29 protein-coding genes and 1 pseudogene are annotated in these 22,558 nt (G+C 43.2%); 6 read left to right on the forward strand and 24 right to left on the reverse strand.

What is annotated here, in order from left to right:
* Positions 1 to 14 precede the first annotated feature (14 nt).
* From E5329_RS09790 to hisA, 3 genes are all read right to left on the reverse strand, one after another.
* Positions 15 to 563, reverse strand: a complete 549-nt coding sequence (locus tag E5329_RS09790; RefSeq protein ID WP_135989373.1) for an ANTAR domain-containing response regulator — start codon at positions 561 to 563, stop codon at positions 15 to 17.
* Between the two features lie 18 nt (positions 564 to 581).
* Positions 582 to 1,913 (reverse strand): type I glutamate--ammonia ligase, encoded by a 1,332-nt coding sequence (gene glnA, locus E5329_RS09795; RefSeq protein WP_135989374.1) that lies wholly within the window; start codon positions 1,911 to 1,913, stop codon positions 582 to 584.
* 122 nt (positions 1,914 to 2,035) lie between these two features.
* A complete protein-coding gene (hisA, locus tag E5329_RS09800; protein WP_135989375.1) occupies positions 2,036 to 2,815 on the reverse strand; it encodes a phosphoribosylformimino-5-aminoimidazole carboxamide ribotide isomerase in 780 nt (259 codons plus the stop codon).
* Between the two features lie 254 nt (positions 2,816 to 3,069).
* Between hisA and guaB the strand changes: the two genes are divergently transcribed.
* Positions 3,070 to 4,524, forward strand: a complete 1,455-nt coding sequence (guaB, locus tag E5329_RS09805; protein WP_135989376.1) for an IMP dehydrogenase — start codon at positions 3,070 to 3,072, stop codon at positions 4,522 to 4,524.
* 180 nt (positions 4,525 to 4,704) lie between these two features.
* Here the strand turns inward: guaB and E5329_RS09810 are convergent, their stop codons facing one another.
* The 7 genes from E5329_RS09810 to E5329_RS09840 form a co-directional block, all read right to left on the reverse strand.
* Positions 4,705 to 5,025, reverse strand: coding sequence for a rhodanese-like domain-containing protein (locus E5329_RS09810; RefSeq protein WP_135989377.1), 321 nt, complete (start codon positions 5,023 to 5,025; stop codon positions 4,705 to 4,707).
* A gap of 106 nt (positions 5,026 to 5,131) precedes the next feature.
* Positions 5,132 to 6,091 (reverse strand): carbohydrate kinase family protein, encoded by a 960-nt coding sequence (locus tag E5329_RS09815; RefSeq protein ID WP_135989378.1) that lies wholly within the window; start codon positions 6,089 to 6,091, stop codon positions 5,132 to 5,134.
* A gap of 253 nt (positions 6,092 to 6,344) precedes the next feature.
* Positions 6,345 to 6,827, reverse strand: a complete 483-nt coding sequence (locus E5329_RS09820; protein ID WP_275443151.1) for a hypothetical protein — start codon at positions 6,825 to 6,827, stop codon at positions 6,345 to 6,347.
* 78 nt (positions 6,828 to 6,905) lie between these two features.
* Positions 6,906 to 7,262, reverse strand: a complete 357-nt coding sequence (gene spoVAE / locus E5329_RS09825) for a stage V sporulation protein AE (RefSeq protein ID WP_135989379.1) — start codon at positions 7,260 to 7,262, stop codon at positions 6,906 to 6,908.
* A 15-nt stretch (positions 7,263 to 7,277) separates the two neighbouring features.
* The gene (spoVAD, locus tag E5329_RS09830) at positions 7,278 to 8,291 is read right to left on the reverse strand and encodes a stage V sporulation protein AD (protein WP_135989380.1); all 1,014 of its coding nucleotides are present in this window, start codon (positions 8,289 to 8,291) and stop codon (positions 7,278 to 7,280) included.
* Between the two features lie 129 nt (positions 8,292 to 8,420).
* Positions 8,421 to 9,920: a polysaccharide deacetylase family protein gene (locus E5329_RS09835; RefSeq protein WP_275443152.1), complete on the reverse strand. Its 1,500-nt coding sequence runs from the start codon at positions 9,918 to 9,920 to the stop codon at positions 8,421 to 8,423.
* Positions 9,921 to 10,037: 117 nt separating this feature from the next.
* Positions 10,038 to 11,453: an MATE family efflux transporter gene (locus E5329_RS09840; RefSeq protein WP_135989382.1), complete on the reverse strand. Its 1,416-nt coding sequence runs from the start codon at positions 11,451 to 11,453 to the stop codon at positions 10,038 to 10,040.
* A gap of 134 nt (positions 11,454 to 11,587) precedes the next feature.
* On the opposite strand from E5329_RS09840, the pseudogene E5329_RS09845 reads away from it, so the two are divergent.
* Positions 11,588 to 12,328 (forward strand): annotated as a pseudogene (locus E5329_RS09845) (transposase); the annotation flags it as partial.
* Between the two features lie 13 nt (positions 12,329 to 12,341).
* On the opposite strand, the gene E5329_RS09850 reads toward E5329_RS09845, so the two are convergent.
* The 14 genes from E5329_RS09850 to E5329_RS09910 all read right to left on the reverse strand — a co-directional run bounded on the left by E5329_RS09850 (position 12,342) and on the right by E5329_RS09910 (position 19,288).
* Positions 12,342 to 12,539, reverse strand: coding sequence for a cysteine-rich KTR domain-containing protein (locus E5329_RS09850; RefSeq protein ID WP_135989383.1), 198 nt, complete (start codon positions 12,537 to 12,539; stop codon positions 12,342 to 12,344).
* A gap of 129 nt (positions 12,540 to 12,668) precedes the next feature.
* Entirely contained in the window at positions 12,669 to 13,055 is a 387-nt protein-coding gene (locus tag E5329_RS09855) for a DUF3592 domain-containing protein (RefSeq protein WP_135989384.1), read from the reverse strand.
* 10 nt (positions 13,056 to 13,065) lie between these two features.
* Positions 13,066 to 13,707 carry an ABC-2 transporter permease gene (locus E5329_RS09860; RefSeq protein ID WP_135989385.1) on the reverse strand — a complete coding sequence of 214 codons (642 nt, stop codon included), beginning with the start codon at positions 13,705 to 13,707 and terminating at the stop codon, positions 13,066 to 13,068.
* The gene (locus E5329_RS31640; RefSeq protein ID WP_330572071.1) at positions 13,697 to 13,918 is read right to left on the reverse strand and encodes a hypothetical protein; all 222 of its coding nucleotides are present in this window, start codon (positions 13,916 to 13,918) and stop codon (positions 13,697 to 13,699) included. Before E5329_RS31640 ends, E5329_RS09860 begins: the two co-directional genes overlap by 11 nt.
* 15 nt (positions 13,919 to 13,933) lie before the next feature.
* On the reverse strand, positions 13,934 to 14,566 hold the full coding sequence (locus tag E5329_RS09865) for an ABC transporter ATP-binding protein (protein WP_330572072.1): 633 nt from the start codon (positions 14,564 to 14,566) through the stop codon (positions 13,934 to 13,936).
* Positions 14,567 to 14,944, reverse strand: coding sequence for a GntR family transcriptional regulator (locus E5329_RS09870; RefSeq protein WP_135989386.1), 378 nt, complete (start codon positions 14,942 to 14,944; stop codon positions 14,567 to 14,569). It abuts the gene before it with no gap.
* Between the two features lie 150 nt (positions 14,945 to 15,094).
* On the reverse strand, positions 15,095 to 15,469 hold the full coding sequence (locus E5329_RS09875; RefSeq protein WP_135989387.1) for a TnpV protein: 375 nt from the start codon (positions 15,467 to 15,469) through the stop codon (positions 15,095 to 15,097).
* An 87-nt stretch (positions 15,470 to 15,556) separates the two neighbouring features.
* Positions 15,557 to 15,721, reverse strand: a complete 165-nt coding sequence (locus tag E5329_RS09880; RefSeq protein WP_135989388.1) for a cysteine-rich KTR domain-containing protein — start codon at positions 15,719 to 15,721, stop codon at positions 15,557 to 15,559.
* A gap of 20 nt (positions 15,722 to 15,741) precedes the next feature.
* A complete protein-coding gene (locus E5329_RS09885) occupies positions 15,742 to 16,170 on the reverse strand; it encodes a helix-turn-helix domain-containing protein (protein ID WP_135989389.1) in 429 nt (142 codons plus the stop codon).
* 176 nt (positions 16,171 to 16,346) lie between these two features.
* Positions 16,347 to 16,535 carry a helix-turn-helix domain-containing protein gene (locus tag E5329_RS09890; RefSeq protein WP_135989390.1) on the reverse strand — a complete coding sequence of 63 codons (189 nt, stop codon included), beginning with the start codon at positions 16,533 to 16,535 and terminating at the stop codon, positions 16,347 to 16,349.
* Between the two features lie 201 nt (positions 16,536 to 16,736).
* Positions 16,737 to 17,189, reverse strand: a complete 453-nt coding sequence (locus tag E5329_RS09895) for a relaxase/mobilization nuclease domain-containing protein (protein WP_275443153.1) — start codon at positions 17,187 to 17,189, stop codon at positions 16,737 to 16,739.
* Between the two features lie 186 nt (positions 17,190 to 17,375).
* Positions 17,376 to 17,696 carry a plasmid mobilization protein gene (locus tag E5329_RS09900; RefSeq protein WP_275443155.1) on the reverse strand — a complete coding sequence of 107 codons (321 nt, stop codon included), beginning with the start codon at positions 17,694 to 17,696 and terminating at the stop codon, positions 17,376 to 17,378.
* 514 nt (positions 17,697 to 18,210) lie between these two features.
* On the reverse strand, positions 18,211 to 18,660 hold the full coding sequence (locus E5329_RS09905) for a DUF6194 family protein (protein ID WP_135989391.1): 450 nt from the start codon (positions 18,658 to 18,660) through the stop codon (positions 18,211 to 18,213).
* A gap of 202 nt (positions 18,661 to 18,862) precedes the next feature.
* Positions 18,863 to 19,288: a sigma factor-like helix-turn-helix DNA-binding protein gene (locus E5329_RS09910; protein ID WP_135989392.1), complete on the reverse strand. Its 426-nt coding sequence runs from the start codon at positions 19,286 to 19,288 to the stop codon at positions 18,863 to 18,865.
* Between the two features lie 607 nt (positions 19,289 to 19,895).
* Between E5329_RS09910 and E5329_RS09915 the strand changes: the two genes are divergently transcribed.
* The 4 genes from E5329_RS09915 (at position 19,896) to E5329_RS29705 (ending at position 22,423) form a co-directional block, all read left to right on the forward strand.
* A complete protein-coding gene (locus E5329_RS09915) occupies positions 19,896 to 21,170 on the forward strand; it encodes a hypothetical protein (protein WP_135989393.1) in 1,275 nt (424 codons plus the stop codon).
* 209 nt (positions 21,171 to 21,379) lie between these two features.
* A complete protein-coding gene (locus tag E5329_RS31645; RefSeq protein WP_330572074.1) occupies positions 21,380 to 21,601 on the forward strand; it encodes a hypothetical protein in 222 nt (73 codons plus the stop codon).
* A 135-nt stretch (positions 21,602 to 21,736) separates the two neighbouring features.
* Positions 21,737 to 22,186 carry a hypothetical protein gene (locus E5329_RS31650; RefSeq protein WP_330572075.1) on the forward strand — a complete coding sequence of 150 codons (450 nt, stop codon included), beginning with the start codon at positions 21,737 to 21,739 and terminating at the stop codon, positions 22,184 to 22,186.
* Positions 22,187 to 22,270: 84 nt separating this feature from the next.
* Positions 22,271 to 22,423 (forward strand): hypothetical protein, encoded by a 153-nt coding sequence (locus E5329_RS29705; RefSeq protein WP_168356570.1) that lies wholly within the window; start codon positions 22,271 to 22,273, stop codon positions 22,421 to 22,423.
* The last annotated feature ends 135 nt before the right edge of the window (positions 22,424 to 22,558 follow it).

Here is a 22,558-nt window from a genome sequence, read left to right on the forward strand (position 1 = left end):
TACGCCTCCTAACTTTATCTTTGTATCATACTCAAAATCATCTGCGCCGTTTCTGCCAGCCCTGTTCCGCTGTCCATGCTGGTTTTCTGTATATAGCGGTGGGCTTCTTCTTCTGTCATCTGATTCCTTGCCATTAAAAGCTCCTTGGCCTTTCGGATGGCCTGCCGCTCTTCTTCACTCCGTTCCTGGCGCCGGAATTTTCTCTTCTTTCGCTTTCTCTCTATGGAATACGCTATCATTTCCACAGTGCTGATAAACTCATGAACCTTTAAGGGCATGGTCAGGCACACCGCATGCTCCAGAGATTTGCCCTCCCAGACAGTGGGAGCGGATATTACAATCATCTCGAAGCTGTCCGGCAGGTACTCCCGAAGCTGTTCACACATCATATCCGTCATTCTGCCGGCACAGACCACCAGCCCCTCTTCCAGCAGATCTGCATGATGCAGCGCCTGATCTCCTGTGGCGCACAAAGCGCTGACATGAAACCCGTTTTTTACCAGAATATTCTTAATATTTTTTCCATTTTCCATGTTGGGAAATGCGACAATTATATGAACCAAAACACTTCCTCCACGGAACTATATTTTATACAGATAATTACTGATTTCCCAATCGGTAATCTGTTCCCGGTAAGCTTCCCATTCCGCCTCTTTCGCCTCTGCATATTTTTCTGCAATGTGATTTCCCAGTATGCTGCAAATAAACTCGTCTTTTTTCAATTCCTTCACTGCTTCATGGAGATTTGCAGGCAGAGTTTCAATATGTAGCCGCTTCAGTTCTTCTTTTTCCATATGGAAAATATTTGCATTCACCGGAGCCGGCGGCTGCAGCTTGTTTTTAATGCCGTCCAGCCCCGCCGCAAGGCATACGGAAAGGGCAAGATATGGATTAGCTGCCGGATCGGGGCAGCGAAGTTCAATTCGGGTGGCTTCCCCTCTTGCCGCCGGAATCCGAATCAGAGGACTTCGATTGGTGGCGGACCATGCAATATAGACAGGAGCCTCATATCCCGGCACCAGCCGCTTATAGGAATTTATCAGAGGATTGGTAATCGCCGTCATCCCCTGCATATGCTTCAGCAGCCCGCCGATAAAATAATAGGCTTCCCGGCTCAGTCCCAGTTCGTCCGAAGAGTCGTTGAAAATATTTTTTCCGTCCTTTGACACGGACATATTGATGTGCATGCCGGAACCATTCACCCCGTATTTGGGTTTTGGCATAAAACTTGCAAACAGCCCGAACCGCTTTGCAATGGTTTTCACCGCCAGCTTAAAGGTCATAATATTGTCTGCCGTTGCCAGTCCCTCATCATAGCGAAAATCAATCTCATGCTGAGCCGGGGCAACCTCATGATGAGACGCCTCGATTTCAAATCCCATATCCTCTAAGGTCAGCACCATATCCCGCCTTGCATTTTCTCCCAAATCCACCGGACCCAGGTCAAAATATCCTGCCCGCTCATGGGTCAGCGTGGTGGGACACCCGTCTTCATCTGTATGAAACAGGAAAAACTCGCACTCCGGCCCTACGTCAAACTGATATCCCAGTTCTGCCGCCTGCGCCAGTGTTTTTTTCAAAATATATCTGGGATCTCCCTCAAAAGGCGTTTTGTCCGGCCGATAAATATCACAGATAATCCGGGCAACTTTTCCCTGCTGAGGCCGCCAGGGGAAGATTGCAAAGGTATCCAAATCCGGGTACAGATACATATCTGATTCCTCAATGCGCACAAATCCTTCAATGGAAGATCCGTCAAACATGCACTGGTTATTCAGCGCTTTTTCTAATTGGCTTCTGGTGATTGCTACATTTTTCAAAGTTCCGAACATATCCGTAAATTGAAGGCGAATGAATTCCACATCCTCTTCCTCCACCATTCGGAAAATGTCCTGCTTCGTGTATCTGCTCATAACGCTTCACTCCTTTAATCAGGTAATATGTTACAGTTGCCATGGCTATTATACGCAATCTTTTTTTTAAAGTCAATGTCTGCATCCAGGAGCATGTTTGAAACACACTCTGGATGAAAGGCTTATCCCCTGGCACAATACTTCAGCGTCTCTTCAAAACCCATGGCTCCTCCGAACAAATCCAATGCGCTTCCAATGGTAACATTCAGCCGGTTCTGCCCCAGAACCTTTAATTGTTCCAAATCGGAAAAACTGCCCACCCCTCCTGCGTATGTAATGGGAATCTTCCCCCAGCTTCCCAGCATCCGAACCAGCTCTGTTTCAATTCCCTGCGCTTTTCCTTCCACATCCACTGCATGAATGAGAAATTCGTCCGCATATCCCGACAACTTCTCCAGCAGGGGCTCTGACAGCTTTTCCTCTGTAAATTTCTGCCACCGATCGGTCACAATGTAATAATCCTCTCCCCTTCTGCGGCAGCTCAAATCCAGAACCAGACGCTCTTTTCCGGTTACCTTCTGCAGTTTCTTCAAATTTTCATAATGAATGGCCCCGTTTTGGAACACATAAGAGGTAACAATCACATGACTGGCGCCTGCGTTCAGAAATTCAACAGCATTCTCTGCATGAATTCCGCCGCCTGCCTGCATCCCGCCGGGATACGCCGCTAAGGCTTTCATGGCCTGCTCTTTTGTGGCTTCATACCAGGGGCTGCCTGCAGGATTCAAAAGGATGATATGTCCGCCCCGGATTCCCTGGCTCTGGTACAGTCTGGCATAAAATACGCTGTCCTGCTCTGCCACAAAATTTTCTTCTGCATAGCTTCCCTGATCTTTCAGGCTTCCTCCTACAATTTGTTTCACCTTTCCATTGTGTATATCAATACATGGACGAAATTCCATTTTTTCACTTCTTTCTGTCTGTAATATTCTCTTGTTGAGAACTGCGCAGAATTTAATCATTCTTTCTGAACAATTCCTTATTTTAACTGCAGATTTATTTTACTACAAATAACGGTGGATTGAAATGGAAAATTTGTTTTTTCAATTTTCAAATTTCTGTCCGCCAGTCGTTGACAGTTCCAGGCTTTTTTGTTAAAATCGAGGGAATAACACTTACCAGAAAATATTGAATTTCAAAGAAAGCGAGGAAAAAAATGGGTACAATTATCGGTGAAGGAATTACATTTGACGATGTATTATTAGTTCCTGCATATTCAGAAGTCACCCCCAATATGGTAGACTTATCTACCAACCTGACCAAAACAGTGAAATTAAACATCCCTATGATGAGCGCCAGCATGGACACTGTTACAGAACACAGAATGGCAATTGCCATGGCACGTCAGGGCGGCATCGGAATCATTCATAAAAACATGTCCGTTGCGGCGCAGGCTGAGGAAGTGGACAAGGTAAAACGTTCGGAAAACGGCGTAATTACAGATCCGTTCTCACTTTCCCCGGAGCATACTCTGCAGGATGCGGACAACCTTATGGCAAAATTCCGGATTTCCGGCGTACCCATCACAGAGAATGGCAGACTGGTTGGAATCATCACCAACCGTGATTTAAAATTCGAAGAAGACTTTTCCAGAAAAATCAAAGAATCTATGACCTCCAAAGATCTGGTTACTGCCAGAGAAGGCATCACATTGGAAGAAGCAAAAACAATCCTTGCCAAAGCACGGAAGGAAAAACTTCCGATTGTAGATGAGAACTTCAACCTCAAAGGTCTTATTACCATTAAAGATATTGAAAAACAGATCAAGTACCCGATGTCTGCCAAGGACGCACAGGGCAGACTGCTCTGCGGCGCAGGCGTAGGCATTACCTCTAATATGCTAGAACGTGTGGCAGCCCTTGTGGACGCCAAAGTTGATGTGATTGTAGTGGATTCCGCCCATGGACATTCCAAGAACATCTTAGACGCTGTAAAACAGATCAAATCCACCTATCCCGACCTTTCGGTGATTGCCGGAAATATTGCAACCGGCGAGGCCACCAAAGCTTTGATTGAAGCCGGCGCAGATGCGGTAAAGGTAGGAATCGGCCCAGGTTCCATCTGCACCACCCGCGTGGTAGCAGGCATCGGCGTTCCTCAGATTTCTGCAATTATGGACTGTTACAAGGTAGCGAAAGAATACGGCATTCCAATTATCGCAGACGGCGGTATCAAATATTCCGGCGATATGACGAAATCTATTGCTGCCGGAGCCAATGTATGCATGATGGGCAGTATTTTTGCCGGGTGTGATGAAAGTCCGGGAACCTTTGAATTGTATCAGGGCAGAAAATACAAGGTATACCGGGGCATGGGTTCTCTGGCTGCCATGGAAAACGGCTCCAAAGATCGCTATTTCCAGCAGGATGCCAAGAAATTAGTGCCGGAAGGCGTGGAAGGCCGTGTGGCTTACAAAGGAACCGTGGAGGATACCGTCTTCCAGTTAATCGGCGGTCTGCGCTCCGGAATGGGTTACTGCGGCGCAGCAGACATTGAAACGCTGAAAGAAACTGGGAAATTCATTAAGATTTCCGCTGCATCCCTGAAGGAAAGCCATCCCCATGATATTCATATTACCAAAGAAGCGCCCAATTACAGTATTGATGAATAATCGGCGTTTTCTGTATTGCAGTACGGACGGCATTCAGAATTGCCTGCAGAATGAAAGATAACTCCCCGCTTTGGCATATCAGGAAAACGCTTCCATATGAAACTTAATGTAACTACTGTTTTCCATCGTTTGTATTACATGTTTCATACGGAAGCGTTTTTATCTCTCACTTTTAATGGTTCACTTAACCAGCAGGCCGTGATGCTCCTCCATCAGCCCTCCGGCTTCCACATTCCTGTATCCCATCTTCTTAAACTTTTTCACAGCAGCCTCCGGTTTCTGGCTATAGCTGCCTACAAGATAAAGCTCTGCCTCTTTATCCTGAAATCTGCGGAGTGTTCTCTCTTCTGTCATGGTATCCGCCGGCCAGTTAATTGCCCCAGACACATGTCCGCTCTTATATTCCGATTTTGTTCTGCAGTCAATCAGGTATGCATTTTCTGTTGTCCGCACCTTATTGATTGCCATATTTACCGTCAGTTTTTTCTTAAAAAGTCCCATGCATATCCCCTCCTTTCCAACAGTCCAAGCAATCAGCAGTCTTTCCCTTCCATAAGTATGGATAGCTATGCGGCCTGCTGCACAACAGGCTGAACCCAACTGCCATTTACTGTAAAGTTCCCCCCTTAAATTTCTCAATTTCCTCTTTCGATGGCATGACCCTTAAGGCGCCTTTTCTCGTAGTAACCAGACAAGCTCCGGCATTGGCGTATTCCAGCATCTCCTGTAACCTCTCAGGAGTCAATCCTTCCATGCCGTAAGTCAGAATAAAATGAAGCATGCATCCGCAGAAAGTATCGCCGGCTCCTGTTGTCTCTATTGTTTTATTCGAGTGAAATGGCTGTCCGTTGATAACGTCTCCCTGATAAAACGCTTTGCTTCCGTCTTTTCCCATAGTGGCGCAAACCAGCGGAATATGGTACTGATCCAGAATCTTCTGAATGCCTTTTTCGATGTCCTGTTTTCCTGTCATAAATTCTATTTCATTATCTGAGATCTTTAAAATATCACACTGGGTAAGGCCGTAAGCAATTTTCTCCTTGGCTGTCTCCAGGCTGTCCCACAGAGGCGGCCGCAGATTGGGATCAAAGGACACCAGCACCTGATTCTTTTTCGCTGTTTCAATGGCATGCCTGGTTGCCTCCTCCGCCTGGGCAGATGTCATGGAAAGGCTGCCGAAATGAAAGATTTTCGCTGATTGAATCAGTTCTTCCTGAATCTCCTCTTTCTGAATCATCATATCCGCGCCTGGACTCCGATAGAAGGAAAAGCTTCTGTCCCCATCTGGTTTGGTATGTACAAATGCAAGTGTCGTGGGTACCTTTTCATCAAACAGCAGACCTTTTGTGCCGATTCCCTGTTCTTCAATTGCCTCTTTTAACAGTTCCCCAAAAGAATCTTTCCCGACTTTCCCGATAAATTCTGTGGAGTGCCCCAGCTTCTGAAGGATGGAGAGCACATTACAGGGAGCTCCTCCGGGATTGGCTTCATACATACCGTTCCCCTGCTCACTGAGCCCGTTCTTTGTAAAATCAATCAATAATTCGCCTAATGCAACAACGTCCATAGTTTCCTCCTGTTTTCCTAATGGTATTTTATGAATAACATTATAACACTTTTATTCCTCCCTGTCTCATTCTCGCCTGAATTTTTTATTTATTTCGAAGCAGGAGATTGATACGCCCGCAGACTGCCATTTTTTCTTTGTAATCATTCCGGAACCATAGCTTTTTTATACACAAACAACAGGCTGCAGGGTCTCCGTTGCTGTCATCAGCAACCGAAAACTGCAGCCTGCCAGAGATTCTCAACTACCGTCCTTATTTGTTATCCTTAGTATTTGTTTTGTTGGTATCCGCTTCCGTTCCATTGGCGTTCTTGTCATTGGCATTGTTTTTATTATTGTTGTCGTTTCCGTCTGTCATATCTTCCACGCCGTTTTCCACATCATTTCCCAAATCTTCCACACCATCTATAATGTCATCTCCCAGATTTTCCACATCATCTGTTAAAGAGCCATTATTGGTTCCGTTATTATTGGTTCCGTTGGTGGTGGTTCCATTCCCGTTATTGGTGGTTCCGTTGGTAGTGGTTCCATTTCCGTTATTGGTGGTTCCGTTATTGGTAGTTCCGTTATTATTGGTTCCATTTCCATCATTGGTGGTTCCGTTATTGGTGGTTCCATTCCCATCATTGGTTGTCCCATTATTGTCATTTGCATTATCATTGCTTCCGCAGGCGGTTACACTGCTTAATGCCAGCACCAGCAGGCACCCAATCAGAATTTTTCTAAACTGCTTCATAATAAAATCTCCTTTTCCATATAATTTTCTTTCGCTGTATTAATGTGGGCAGAATTGTTAAAATTTATACCTGCCTGTTTACTTTTTCATTTTAGGCTGGAAAATCAGGCTTGCCAAATATCCGAATACAAGGGCTGCTGAAATTCCCACTGCGCTTGCCGTAAAGCCGCCCATAAAAATTCCGATAAATCCATCCGACTGTACCGCTTCCTCAATCCCTTTCCACAGGGTATCGCCAAAACCCAGAAGCGGAACGCTTGCTCCCGCCCCCGCAAATTCCCGAAAAGGCTCATAAATCTGCAGGGCGCCCAGAACGGCTCCGCTGCACACCAGCAATACCATAATCCGTCCTGGAAGCATCTTTGTTTTTTCCATTAAAATCTGGGTCAATGCACAAATCAATCCGCCCACCCAGAATGCATTGATATAATCCATTCCATCTGTCCCTCCTTATCCGGCATATTCTATCACTACTCCATGGGCAATCCCCGGCACACTCTGACCCTCATTAAAACTTACGGTAGACAAAAGCGCACCGGTGGGAACAAACAATACACGCTTATAAGTCCCCTTTTCTAATTTAGGCAGGATATAAGCGCTCAGCGTTACGGCAGAACAGCCGCATCCGCTTCCTCCTGCATTGGTATTCTGAGCCTCGCTGTCAAAAATCTCAATTCCGCAGTCCATATGCACCATGGAAATGTCAAATCCTTTCTCTTTCAATAAATCAATCAGAATTTCCTGTCCCACGGTACCCAAATCTCCGGTTATAATTTTGTCATAGTCTTCCGGCTGGCGATTAAAATCTTCCAGATTCTGGTAAATGGTATCACAGGCTGCAGGAGCCATAGCCGCTCCCATATTCATGGAATCCTTCACGCCGTAGTCCACAACTTTTCCGGGAGTAATTCCGGTAATCCTAAGGTGACTTCGCTTTGTTCCAAGTATAAAGGCTCCGCTTCCTGTAACCGTCCAGGTAGCTGATAAGGGCCTTTGATTGGCATACTCCAGGGGAAATCGAAACTGTTTCTCCGCACTGGCAAAGTGGCTGGAGGTAACCGCCAGCACTTGCTCCCCATATCCTGCTGCCACTGCCATTGCTCCAAGAGCAAGGGATTCTCCTGCAGTGGAACAGGCGCCGTACAATCCAAACAGGGGAACGTTCAATTCCATCAATCCAAAAGTCGTTGCAATATTCTGTCCCAGTAAATCGCCGCCGAAAATATAGCGGATATCCTCCTTCTTCAAATCTGCCTTTCCCAGAGCGAGAACAGCAGCTTCTTTCTGCAAGGTACTCTCTGCCTCTTCCCAGGTCTCTTCTCCAAACTTATCATCGGAGCCTACCACATCAAATAGTTTTCCCAGCGGGCCTTCTCCTTCTTTCGTCCCCACAATGCTGGCGCTGCTTAAAATATAAGGCGCCTGCTCAAACTGAATACTCTGTGTCCCAACTGTCTGCGACATAATTTTTCCTCCTGTAATATTTTCCTGAGGTTATTATGTCCTTTATTTTCTTTTTTAACCAAAAATAAAAAGCTGCAAAACAGCTTCTGCTTTACAGCAAACTGTTTTACAGCAAATCTTAACTTCCGATTAATGCAGCCTTGGCACTGGCGGCCTCAAAGGATCTATAATCTCCGATGCATTGAACAAATCACTCAGCGTGTCTTCCTCACCGATAGAATTATAATAAATCCGGTAGCCATCCAGATTTCTCCTGCTCATTCTTACATAATTATCGCGGATCTGGACATTATATTGAGCAGAGTCCACATTACAATAATAATTAAATCCATTGCTTTTTAAATATTCAAATTTCTCATTGCCTGCCACATATCCTTCCGGCCATCCTGCCAAATCCTGTCCATGGGCAAAAATGATAACATCCGTCTCGCCGACGATGGGCTCCACATTTTCTTTCCATTTGGCCGTGTCTGCCTGCAGCCTCTCCATGGAAGCCTCTCCTACCTTCATATGGCCCCAGGTATGGCTTGCAAATTTCCATCCATTGGCTTTCATTGCCTCGGCCACTTCCTTTGCCTGGGCACGCTCCGTCTCCAGGTCAAAGTCTGGATGCTCTTCCAGCCATTTCTTCTTGTCCGCATTGATATCCTCCGGCACCGTCTGATAACTGATATCGGTACGGTATCCCAACACGCCGTTATATCCGGTCAGCGCAATGGTGCCCTTGGCCCCATGATAGGAAGCGTCCGGATGCTCTTCGATAAATTTATCCAACAGCGGCACCGCATCATAATCACCCACAACCGTGGTTCCATCATCCTGAATATATTCGCATTTTGGCTTTCCGTTTTCATCCACTACCATCTTGGAAGCATAACCGTATCCGTCATAGCTGTGATAATAAGATAAATCATCCAAAGACAATACAAACGCTTTTTTTCCGGGAGGAAGCATAATGGTTCCTTCCTGATAATGAGTCACCCCGTTTTCATCCACTGTCTCTTCTGCAATATCCTTCAAATCCACCAGCACATACCCTTCGTCATACATGGTCTGGGTAATCTTGTTAAACTCATCTATGGTCGTCATCCACTGATTATTGCCTACTGCCTGGGGGTCGGTATCCTGATTGGCAAAGGCTTTTGACGGATCTACCACAAGTGTATGGTAAAACACATGGGGAATCGTACTGATATCTACCGGAACGCATTCCGCCTTGCGGGTCTCATAATCTGAAATGGCCGCCGTCAGCTCTCCCACGCTTTCATAGCCTGCATAGCCTTTGATGGTCTCCATAGCGCCGTCATAGTCATACCCTGCCGCAAGCAGGTTCGCCTCCGCAAGCACCGTCTCCCAGGAAGCTGCTTCCGGTTCCTTGGGCTCTTCTTTCTGGGTATGCTGTTCCTGCTGCTCCGGCACTTCATTGACTGCCGGATCTGCGATCGTCTCTACCGTTCCCTTCTTCTGTTCCTTCTGTTTCTTTTTGTTGGAAGCCACTACAGCCGCCGTGACGCCCACACCAGTAATCACCAGCAACAGGCCCAGTGTGGTTATCACCCGTTTCCTGAAATATCTCTTTTGTCTCTCACGGCTTGCCCGCCTTCTCATTTCTTCTCGTTGCTTTTCCATACCTTTCTTCTCCCTGTCCATACTCTCTTTAATCTATCGTATATCTTTCCTCTCTATCATATGACGGATTTCACGAAAAAATCAACCCTCTTTCCATGAAAAGTTTCTTAAAATTTCTTAAGGATTCTGGGAAATGGTAACAGTTTCGGTTCTTTCACTGACTCCAGAAACAGTCTCTCCTCCTTTTTCCAGAATTTTCCCCATCTTTTTCATCACATACAAATAAGCCGGTACCAGGAATAAATCTGCGCATACCCATGCAATGGGACTGGCAAAGCAGGCGGCAATATAGCCAAACGCCGGCACAAATCCCATTCCCACAACACTGCGGGCCGCCATCTCACAGACGCCTGCCAGAATTGCAAACCGGCTGAAGCCCATTCCCTGAATGGTGAATCTGACAATATTTACAAGGGCCAGCGGGAAAAAGAAAGCGCTGTTTATCATCAAAAACCATTTTACATTCTGGAGAATTACTGTCTCAGAAGCATCCACAAACAACAGGGCAATGGTAGTTCCAAATACTGTCAGCACTCCGAACGCCGCCAAAGAATACGCCAGTCCCAAAATACAGGTGGATTTCATTCCTCTGGAAACACGGTCCAGCTTTCCGGCTCCCACATTCTGTCCGGCATAGGTAGCCATAGTGGAACCCATAGCATCAAAAGGACAACAGAAAAACAAGATGATTTTTGCAGCCGCCGCAGTGGAAGCCACCGCCGCAGAACCCAGCGTATTCACCGCCGTCTGCAAAATAACGCTTCCAATGGCCGTAATGGAATACTGCAGACCCATGGGAATCCCCATATTACAGAGCACTGCTGCATATTTTCCGTCCAGCCGCCATTCTTCTTTTGTAATTTTGAGAATTTCAAATCTTTTCCTTATATAAATCAAACATGCAATTCCCGAAATAGCCTGGGAAATTACCGTCGCCCATGCAGCTCCTGCCACTCCCATATGAAACGCCAGAATCAGCGTCATGTCCAGCGCAATATTTAATACGGAAGAAAATACCAGAAAAATCAGCGGGCTTTTGCTGTCTCCCAGGGAACGGATAATTCCAGATAACAGATTGTACAGATAAGTTACCGGAATTCCCAAAAATATGATAAATATGTAACTGTATGCACCGTCTATAATATCTCCAGGCGTATTCATCCACAGCAGGATCTGCTTACAGAGAACACATACTCCCACTGTCATCACGCCTGCAAAGGCTATCGTAAGCCATGCGCTGTTTGCCACATATTTACGCAATGCATGATAATCCCTCGCCCCGAACTGCTGGGCTACCGGAATCGCAAAACCATTGCAGACTCCCATGCAGAATCCGATGATCATAAAGTTAATGGAACCTGTAGCCCCCACCGCTGCAAGGGCTTTTACGCCCAGAAATTTTCCTACAATTACCGTATCCATCATACTGTAAAACTGCTGAAACAGCATTCCGAAAAACAGCGGAATGCAAAACTGCAGAATCAGCTTCACGGGGCTGCCAGTTGTCATATCTTTTGTTGCACTTTTTGCCATTTTATTCCACCCTTTCTATCTCTGAAACGTTCCAAAAAGAACGCGGCTTTTTTGAGTATCCAGGCTATTGTATCACTTTCCCAAAGGGTATGCAATGAATAAAAATTTACAAAACAGCAGAAGATTTATGGAAAATATTGTACAGATTAAATATTTTTGAAAACAGAAAGGAAGGCTGCCTCATCAACTGTGAACTGCGTGAGGGAAAACAGCACTGCCAGAAGCATACACCGGAATTTTTGCGTGAAACAATACGTTTACGCCGTGAAATTGCAAACGAGCCGCTCCTTGTGCGTCTGGATTCCGGAAATGATGCTGCGGAAAACATTGGAATACTGATGGAATCCGGCTGTCACTTCATCATAAAGCGCAACCTGCGCAGGGAAAGCAAGGAAGAATGGCTGTCCATGGCTGAAACCTGCAGCAGGGATGTGAAGACGCCCCGGGATGGCAAAACAATTTATATAGGGAGTGACTGGAAACCCGTCACTTACAAAACAGACAGCGGAGAGGAAAAAACCATCCCGATCCGTGCAGGATATGAGATCATTAACCGTACAATCGACAAGTTTGGCCAGTTCCTGTTTCCAAGTGACATCGAAGCCAATACCTGGTGGACAAACCTGGGAATGAATGAACATGATGTCATCGGGCTGTACCATGCACATGGGGAATGCGAGCAATTCCACAGCGAAATAAAAACAGACATGGATCTGGAACGGCTGCCGTCCGGCAAATTCAATGCCAACGAGTTGGCGTTGGAACTTGCCATAATCGCCTACAACATACTCTGCATGATAAGCCGGGAGTCTATAGGACGCCGAGGGACGGAGACAAAGCATAAGGTAAGGCGCCGCCGTCTGCGTACCAACATACTGTGATTTAATTTCACACGTTCATCGGCTCTGCATCTAAAGTGTCTGGCTCTGTGATGACTGTTATTTGTAAATTCGTTACATCAATCAAGGCTTCCTGCTTGCATTTCGGACAGTAGAGAGGATAGTTTTTTAAAACTGTATCTTCCCTGATTCTGTCACGGGTTTTGCCGCCGCAAACAGGACAGCGTAACCATTCCGTTGTTTTCATTATTACCTCCAATTCTGCTATTTCTTTCTGTTTTTCCATGCTTTATAAATCAAGTTTGCAACAGGAAGCAGAATACAGATAATTACAAACCATTCTGGAAAATGTGGCATATCCTTTATCCCCCTTTCTCTAATGGATTTGCATAAGTACAGCTATCAGTACGCTGCCTATGCCAATTAAAAATCCCATGATGATTCGCTTTGCTGAATAACTGTATATTCTCTCTGGTTGGTTTCGGTCATAACGAACGGTTATCGGTGTTCCTATCTTGGATGTTAAAGGAACTTGTATGCGATTTTTAGATACAATGCTTCTGTCATTAACCCGATAGGAAATCTCTGCCAATTTTGCATTACGCCACTTTTCATTCGTCGGATTTGTTGATTTTATGGAAACAATCGTTCCACTCGTTTTCATTGTCTTTCCATGTTTTATTGCAAAAAGAATACAGTTGAAAAAAGCAAAGGAAAACGATATGCCCGCTATAATATACAAGACTATTACATCACGCTCCATATGAAACCTCCTATGTCAAATCACTTTTTTCAAAAAACCGAATTGACAGAATGGCTGATATTGAAAAGGTGACAAGACCGATGATAATGCTTAAAATTGCTATCGTTGTTGTAGAAATACTGTCTAAAAAGCTAAATCTTACCGCATTTTCTGGTTTAAACAGAAAGGCAAATAAAACAGGGGATGCCATAATAATTATAACAAACACAAATTTTGTCTTTTCGTATCCCAACTTATACAAAGCAGGAAAATAGAAAGATATTGGTATCGTGATTACCAAAAAAGCGATAGCCGCCATTCTTATATCAAAAGTTCCTAATTTCGGGAAAATGATTGTGTCAATCCCAAAAACCAAACAGCAGACCGCATAAATAATCAGACAAAAACAGTATTTTGAAAGCACAATTATTTTTCGGTGATAAGGCAATGCACAAAGCAGGGTAGTTGCCTTTGGATACTGATATTCTTTTAAAGAAACATACTGGGTCAACATGAAAATGCTAAAAATAACAGTGAGTGTAAATCCCATTGCCCCCGCCGCTTCTGGCATCCGCCAAAGCATAATGGGCGGAATCAGAAATGACACGATAAGCATGATGCCTACATATTTCTTTACAATCAGAAATTCTTTTTTCACTAAGCTAATTAACATCTTTTTTTCTCCTTTCCACATTCGCAAGCATGATGTCCTCGATTGTGGGTCTTTCTGTAAGAACATCCTGCATATGCACCATAACATCAGAACCCTGTTTTGTAATTCCCGTAAAGCCGAAAGCACTTTCCTCAATATTCAAAAAATATTTTCTTGTATCCGTACTCAGTTTTTCAGCGCTGCCCTTTATGATTCGGTAGCTGTCAAGCAACTGGTCTTTTTCCTCTTAAAAAACAATCTCACCGCCATCAATCATAATCAGCATATCTGCAATTTTGTCCAAATCGGAAGTAATATGTGTAGAGAAAAATACGCCTTTTCCACCTTTGCCCATATAATCCTTTAATATATTTAAAAGCTGGCTTCGGACTAATGGGTCAAGACCGCTTGTTGGCTCGTCCATGATAAGCAGTTCCGCTTTATGGGAAAGTGCCAGAGCTAAAGCGTATTTCATCCGCATTCCTTTTGACAGGGTATTGATTTTCTGTTTCGGATTCAATGAAAACTGTTCCATGTAATCTATAAAGTCCTGTTCGCACCAATTCTTGTAAGCGGAGGCAATTACATTTTTCATTTCTGAGAGCGTTAATTCATCATAAAAGCATCCCTCGTCAAGCACAATGCCGATGCGGTCTTTTATTTTACTTTCATTCCCATCCATGTCCATGCCAAAAAACTTTATATTTCCAGACACCATGTTTGTAAGCCCTAAGATGCTTCTGAGAGTAGTGGTTTTTCCCGCTCCGTTGATTCCTACAAATCCCGTGATACAGCCGTCTGGCAAATAGAAAGAGATGTCTTTTAAGGCAAAATCACCATACCTTTTATTTAATCCAGATACTTCTAAAATGTTATCCATTCAGTTTTCCTCCTCGTATAAAATGTCCATCATGGCATTTAATTCCTCTTTACTAATGCCCAAAGATTTCGCTGTCTGAATCATATCAAGCATTTTTTTCTCCACAAGCCGCCGCTTGGAATCACGCAGTAATTCAATGTTGCTTGTAGAAACAAAAGTGCCAATACCGACCTGGCTTGTTACAAACCCCTCTTGTTCCAATTCATCATAGACTCTCCGTATTGTTAAGACGCTGACCTTTAAATCATTTGCAAAGGCACGAATAGATGGAAGTGCATCGCCCTCTACTAATTCTCCTTTTAAGATTGCATCTTTTATCTGGTCTTTGATTTGTTGGTAAAGTGGGGCTTCCGATGTGTTCGATATTACAATCTTCAAATATCCTGCCTCCTTTAGTGTGATGTTGTTACATGCACATTATATACATATAGCACTTACATGTCAATATTCTTTCGTTTTTTTCTAAAAAATACCTATATGTCTCCCGAAAAAAACGACAGAGCTTTTACACTCTGCCGCTTTGTATATCTACACGAAGATGATTTCCTCGTTCACAATTTTCCTTGCACAAGCCCTTATGTTACCTAGCCGTCCTGCCCATTCTAAGGTGTTTTCTTCCTTTAGGCATTCCGTTATGCCCTGCGCCTGTTTCATGCCCTCTATGAGCCTTTCAAAGCGTTCCTGTGCCTGCTTGTTGATGTCGGCAAGATATGTATTCAGCTTGCCGCTTGTGAGAAAATTGGTGTATGTAACTTTGCGGTACTGCTTCAGATAGTCCAGATGCCGCTGTCCCCATGTGCCTATCGGCTGTTCTTCTTCAGTAAATACAGTTAAGCACGGTAATAAGTAATCGCCTTGCCTTTCGTATTTGCCGCCCTTTTCCTCAAATAATGATTTTGCCATTTTCTGTTTCCTCCAAATAAGCTATTCACTCCACTTTGTTGTGTCTGCTGTCTTAAACACAATTTTGAGTTTTCTCCTTATCTGGTTTCATACTTTAATGACAGTTAACTGTAAATTTTGTGCTTTAATCAATGTTTCCCGCTTGCATTTAGAGCAGTAAAGAGGAAAATTTTTTAATTCTGTGCCGTCTCTTAGCTGTAACCTTGTTTTATTCCCACAGATAGGACAGCGTACCCATTCAGATTTTTCCATTTTCTTCTCCTTTGGATTTTTTATATTTTTCTTGATTCTTTTTGGCTCATATATGTCATAGCAAACGCAACGCCAATGCCTAACACTACCCACCTTATAGCAGCCTCGCAGAAGTCATTAAGCGCACCGCCCACCAAAGCACTAATCGAATATATTATCGAAACAGCAAAAAGCAGGATCGCTGTTCTTAATATTAATCTCTTATTACCTTCCGCAGCCTTTACATCTTTCTCAATCTTTTCTTTCATTTTTGTGTCTCCTTTCAATAGTTCATCTAAACTAATTTGATAAAGGTCACTCAAGTTTATAATGCTAATGATGTCTGGCAAAGATTTTCCATTTTCCCAATTTGATATGGTCTGTCTTGAAACCATAATTTTCTCAGCAACCTGTTCTTGTGTCAAACCAGCATTTGCTCTTGCATCTTTTAATTTCTTCTTAATTTCCATATATGTGACCTCCATCTGATAATAACTCATTTACAAAAAATCATCTATCAATAGGCTTTGACATACCTTTGAAACACTGTCAAAAACCTTTTACATGCTGCCAAATTCTGGGTTGTATCGCCCGTTTTCAATTGCTTTTCAGTAAAAATCCCTTATAAATCAAAATGCTATTGATTTCATTCTTTCTGTTCCTTGTTTATCTTGTATCTACCATCGGCAGGCTTCTTAGCTGTTTTAGGAATAAACCATACACGATTTATATTCATAGCTCCATCAATCCGATTTTCCTTGCACAAACGCTGTACCCGTCGAACAGATATATTCCACTTATTTGCTGCTTCTTGTGCCGTCATATATTCAAACATTTTTGACCTCCAAATGCATATTGAATATATTATATCCGTTTGAGCGAACAATATCAAGTTGATAAACATAAACATTTAGCTTTGATAATCAAAAATTACTTCCCCAAAAAGAAAAGCAGCAGAGCTTTTACCCTCTGCCGCCTCATTGCCTATATGTAAATAATTTCCTCGTTTACAATTTCCACTGCACACGCCCTTACGTTATTGAGCCGTCCTTTCCATTCCCTTGTCGGCAAGGTATTTCATCATGTGCCGTAAATCCCTGCTCCCATTGATTGCTTCCCTTAAATCTTCCCGATAAACATTGTAGCGTGTCGGTTTGCCGCTCTTTTCGTCCAGATACAGAGGTCTGGACGAGGCTTTCTTCGGGTTTTCAATCATCGATAAACCGTACTCTCTGCATAGGCGGTCGGACACTTCCCTCAACCTGTTCTGTTCTGATTTTGAGTAATTATATTTCTGTCCGTTTATGAAAGAAACAGAGTTGAAACAAAAATGATTGTGCAGATGTTCTTTGTCAAGGTGGGTGGCAACGATTATCTGGCACTTGCCACCCCACATTTCCCTTGCCAGTTTCAATCCGATTTCATGGCACTGTTCGGCCGTTGCCTCGTCTGGCTTGAAGCTCTGGCAGCCGTGCCATGCGATATACACCCTCATTTGTTTTTAACGGATTCTTCACATAGGAAAACACGTCAAAGAAGTCCTGCATCTCTTGACTTGGCGCGGTCTTTTCTGGGTTCTCTATATAATCAATTACTTCTTTTATGCTCCCCTTGACATGCCATAGGCTCGTTACCGCCATATCAGACCGCCCCCTGTTCTGTTAATTCTTCTATGCTAAACCGTTGCGGGAGAGTTGTTTTCTGTTGCAGTTCTAGATAAAATCCTCAATCTCCTTACAGATTTCAGCGGCGGTTGGATAGTAAGGAACACACTTTTTGAAAGCGTCATGCACCTCATAGAGTTTGTCCAGCAGTTCCCAAAACTCGGTTTTTGGCTTTGGCTGTGGGCGTTTTCCTTACATAACTGGCGCATAAATTCTGCTGCGGACAGACCGCAAGCGGCGGCGCACTGCTTTAATTTTTCATGTTCTTCCTCGTTCAATCGAACGGTAATCGGAACATTCCGCACGTCCTTTTCTGATTTTTCTCTGCTCATTTTACTTATCCTCCAGTCTTATTTTTCTTTCTTCGGGGTATTCAGGAGCGCTAGACATCCAGTGGACATCTGTCCAGCGCGGACCGCAGCGGAGCGGAGACGTTCCCTGGGTAAGTTATGCCCACTTGTTTTGTGTGGGCGGGATTGTGGCTGACACAATCCGATGCTCGCTATCACTGTGGACAACTCCGCAGAGCATTTTTCCTGTGCAGCGGCATTCTAAACGTCTGTCTTACCCACCGAAAAGTAAATCCTATGTCCCTGCACCTCCGTTCTGGATTTGATTTCTCTTGACTTTTGGATAAATGAAAAAGCCGCTACACGACATCACGAATGACAGGAGTGTTTTCTCCTGCTCGGATTCGCAATGCTATGTAACGGCTTTGGGATTCAAAACCATGCTGCCATACGCCAGCCGAAAAGGGCAGCATAATTTCGGCGGCGGTCAGCCTTGTCCGTTGGCTGACAGTTTATTCTTCTATCTATGTTCTCATTTAATTTTCAATCTTCAAGATTACTTCCTGCGTTTCTTAAATTTTTCCTTTGCATACTCATAGGATTCTTGTATATATGGTTTCAGTTCCTCGAATGTCTTTTCAGAGGGGTTCAATGCACATATCCACGCCATCCATGCGTAGACAGGATGGGGGAGTATCTCATCCAATACGGTAAAGTCGTAATCCATATCTACAACGCCGCCTGCTGGCGGACGTTTTGGGACTGCCCCAAACAATTCCGCAAAAGTGCTTTTCCGTATTCCCAGATTTACACGGTAGACGTTTTCTCTGTATAAATCAGAGCCTTTGTCATTATCACCGTCCTTTTCCTTAACCGTCAATATGTAAACGCCACGCTTCAGCACATGGTCTGGGTTATAGAAAATCCCTTTCTCGCCCCAACTCTCAACTAAGACTGTTCCCTCAAGATTTTCAAGGCAGTAATTCAATATTTTATCTGGCGTCATTCTGACATCTCCATTTCTAACTTACTTCTAATTCTCCTTTGATTATTTCAAAATATCATAGTGGCTATATTTGTGTCAAGATTTGGGGCAAATTTTTTAGTATTCCCTGTGGACAGAAATTTTATTCATATAATTTAAAATTGGATGGGAGAATTTTATCCCCCATCCAATAGCCAATTGAAAAACCGTCAATCGTAGATGGTTATAAAATCTTCCGCCGTTTTTTCCGCAGATGGTCTAGCCTTGTATAGATAGCCCCTGTTGACAATCCCACAAGCAGGGCAATTTCCTTTGTGGAATAGCCCTGCATTTTCAGCAGGATGATTTGCAGGGTACGTCTGTCCACCGTAAGCAATGCCCGATACAGAGTTTCGTTCTCAATCTCCTCCAGTAATTCAGTAACGGTTTTTACCTCTGTATTCTGTTCCCTGTCTGCCATCCCCTCAAGGTATTCGCCGAAGTCGCTTGTCCAATGGTAAAACCGCCTGTTGGAATTGAAATCTGCCCTGTCGTCTGTGCGGCTTTGTTCAATAGTAATTTCATCAACTCCATGCTCCCGCAATATTTTTTCCTCGGCTTCTTTCCAGATAAGCCATTTCCTGTTCTCCCGTCCGTTGTTGTAAGCCATTCTTTTTTCCTCCAATCTGAAATTTTTGAAATGTAATAATCCAGATTGGAAAGGCGGTGAACGGCAGCCAACATCAGAAACAGCCCTGCGGCATATTCCGATAAAAAACAACAAAAGAAAAACCGCAAAGGCTGTCACCACATAAGGAGATAATTTGAAAACATCAACAAAAACAACCTGAGGGCGATAGCAAGGGTAAAAGTCAAAAAGGCACGGATTGAGAGCCAGAACGGGCAGATAAGAGCCAAAGACAGGGAGAAAGGCTATGACAGTAACAGTGATAGTCTTTTTCATGCGGTAATTACCATATGAAATGAGGGCATTTTTCCCAATGAAGAGAGAAATTCACTAATGATATTATGCAATCAGAACTTCCGCTACATATACTCTTATAAGATAGGATGAGACATCTAAGGCATATTGCTTTTCCAAATCATATGGGAGTGACAGGATATCTAATGATTGTTTGACAGTTAATTTTTTTATGGTTATTCCGATATATAAAACAGAATTAAATATTGAGCTAAGGATAGCGTTTTTTCTAAGGATGGAAGTTATGTATAGAAAACCGCTATTTTTTATTGCAGAAATGGAGGGCATTTAAGATATGAATCTTACGCATTATATCAACAGTACCTTGAAAAATGGCTCTCATTATGGAAAAGGCTGCTTTGCTTCTCCCATGAAAGAACTGAATGAGCAGACTGTTCTGGTAGAAAACAGCAGGGAAAATAAAAATGACAGCTACCGTCAGAAAACAAAATATGATGACAGGGTAGACCGCTACTACAGTACATATGATTTAAGTATATTGCTGCAGAACAGTGACAGTTATCTGGAAGGAAAACTGGATACAAATGAAGATGCAGACTGCTATTCCTTTTTCTATTCCCAGAAGAATTTTTATGAGAAGAAGGGCTTAGGAACGGAAGTCACAATCCGGCTGGAAAATATTCCGCAGGGCTGCAATTATGACCTGATTGTTTATGATATGCAGGGAAATCAGGTAGGGATAGCAAAAGATAATGGCGACGGAAGCAAGGAACTTACCCTGCCAGATTGGAACGAATCAGACCATTATACTATTAAAGTGGAAAATCACGGAGGCGGGAATGTGGATACAGAAACGCCTTACCGTATCCGCATTACAGAAGAACGGTACCAGAAACAGGAGAAGACAGACGGCGGACAAGAATACACGGATGAAATGGAAAGGCTGCATAAGGAGCAATATAATTCCCTGCCAGAAGATGAACGCTATACGGGAGCGAAAAGCGTAGAAGAACTGTTGGAGAAAAAAGCATCCGGTGAATTATTGGATATGCGGGAGGAGGCATATCTGAAAATTTTTGCTAACCTGCATGATTATGAGCGGGCGTCGGCTCAGAGCAGAATACGAAACATGTTGTTCCCGAAAATGGAGGAGGCGTTGGGAAATGCAGGGATCCATGTACATGGGAAAGAGTTTATTATAGAAATGGATATTTATGGGAAGATAATCATTACTGGGGATCTATCGGACGAAGAAAAACAAAAAGCTGCAGGCGTATTGGAAGAACAGTTTGCCGATGAACTTTGGGACTGCCATATGCAGGCATCAGATTATACCACAGCGGAATTTAACCGGATTAACGCTTATAAGGAGCTTTCCAGTTTTCTACGAAAATCAACGGGAGGACAGTATTCATGGAAAGATATTTCCGTGGATGGGAATGGAAAAATCAGCGGACTTCCCCAAAAGATGTGCCAGTTGTTAAATTCGCAGGAAAGCAATGGCAGATACGAGCAGTTAAGGGATGACATTCTGATGCTTTATGATTATGGACGGGTGTATGGGATGGATAAGTTCTCCGATTATAAAGTAAGATATGAGGCGGCATAATCGGACATTAAGATTGAAAGTGAAAGAGAGTCTGTCACAAACAAAGATACTCTGTCCATTTCTACAGCGGAACAGCAGTTTACCGCTGAGGTTGACACAGTTTGCGAGAATGTAATTGTAAAGGCAGGTGTTTTTTTGTATAATTAAAAATATAGAAAGAGAATTTCATGTATTGGTTTCTGTTACAAAATAGATCGTGAGGTGATATTTTGGATACTAAAGAGCAGGAACATCAACAAGATTTAGAAAAAATAAAATTATTTAGATATATGGACGATGATTTTATGACAGTCTGTCTTGAAGATAACTATGAGGGAGTGGAATTGATACTTCAAATTGTTTTACAGCGTTCCGATATAAAAGTTATATCAATCAGAACACAGGAAGTAATGAAAAATTTGAAGGGACGTTCTGCAATTCTGGACGTTTGAGCGGTTGATAGTACCACGAAAGAATATGATATAGAAATTCAGAGAAAAGACGCAGGAACAGGTGCAAAGAGGGCAAGACATAACAGCAGTCTTTTGGATGCACATATATTAAGAGCAGGAGAAGATACAGACATAATGCCTGACAGCTATGTTATTTTTATTACAGAAAATGACGTTATTGGAAAAAATAAAGCCGTATATCACATACAACGGCATGTGGAAATCGACGGGGAAAAAGAATTGTTTGATGACGGATCGCATATCGTATATGTGAATGGTAAATATAGGGGCAATGATGAAATCGGAAAATTAATGCACGATTTTTCATGTACCAATCCAAACGATATGAATTATGAGGCGCTTGCGAAAAGGGCAAGATATTTCAAAGAGGACGAGAAAAGAGTTGCGGCTATGTGTAAAATCATGGAAGATATGAGAAATGAAGCTGAATTAAAAGGTGTAAAAAAGACGGCTATGCGTATGATTAAAGCAGGAAAAATGTCGCTGGAAGATATAGCTGATTACACGGAATTACCCCTTGATATAATTAAGGAATTAAAAAAACAGATAATGCAAATGGCATAATGAAAAAAATAAAAAAACAGCGTAAAGGCGCATGGAATAGTAAATTGTAAACCATGCGTCTTTTTTGCGCCCAAAAGGAGGAACATGAACAACAACATTCAGATCATTGCCACAGGGAAGATACCGCCCTGCTTACAACAGACGATTGACAAGACAAGATATTTAGTCGAAGTACATTTTGCCAATATCCAAAGCATAGGAGAGAAGCTAAAGCGTGTCATTCTCCACGACTTATAGCATGGGAAATAAGGGAAATCAAGAAAAAAGATAAATATGTCCTTGACAAGCAGCAACAGGCTATACACCCTAATATGGAAACTGAACCACTACCGGCTAAAGCCGGTAGGTTCGCTCTGCTGCTAAAGCAGCCTA

Source organism: Petralouisia muris (genome assembly GCF_004793545.1).
Taxonomy (GTDB): domain Bacteria; phylum Bacillota; class Clostridia; order Lachnospirales; family Lachnospiraceae; genus Petralouisia; species Petralouisia muris.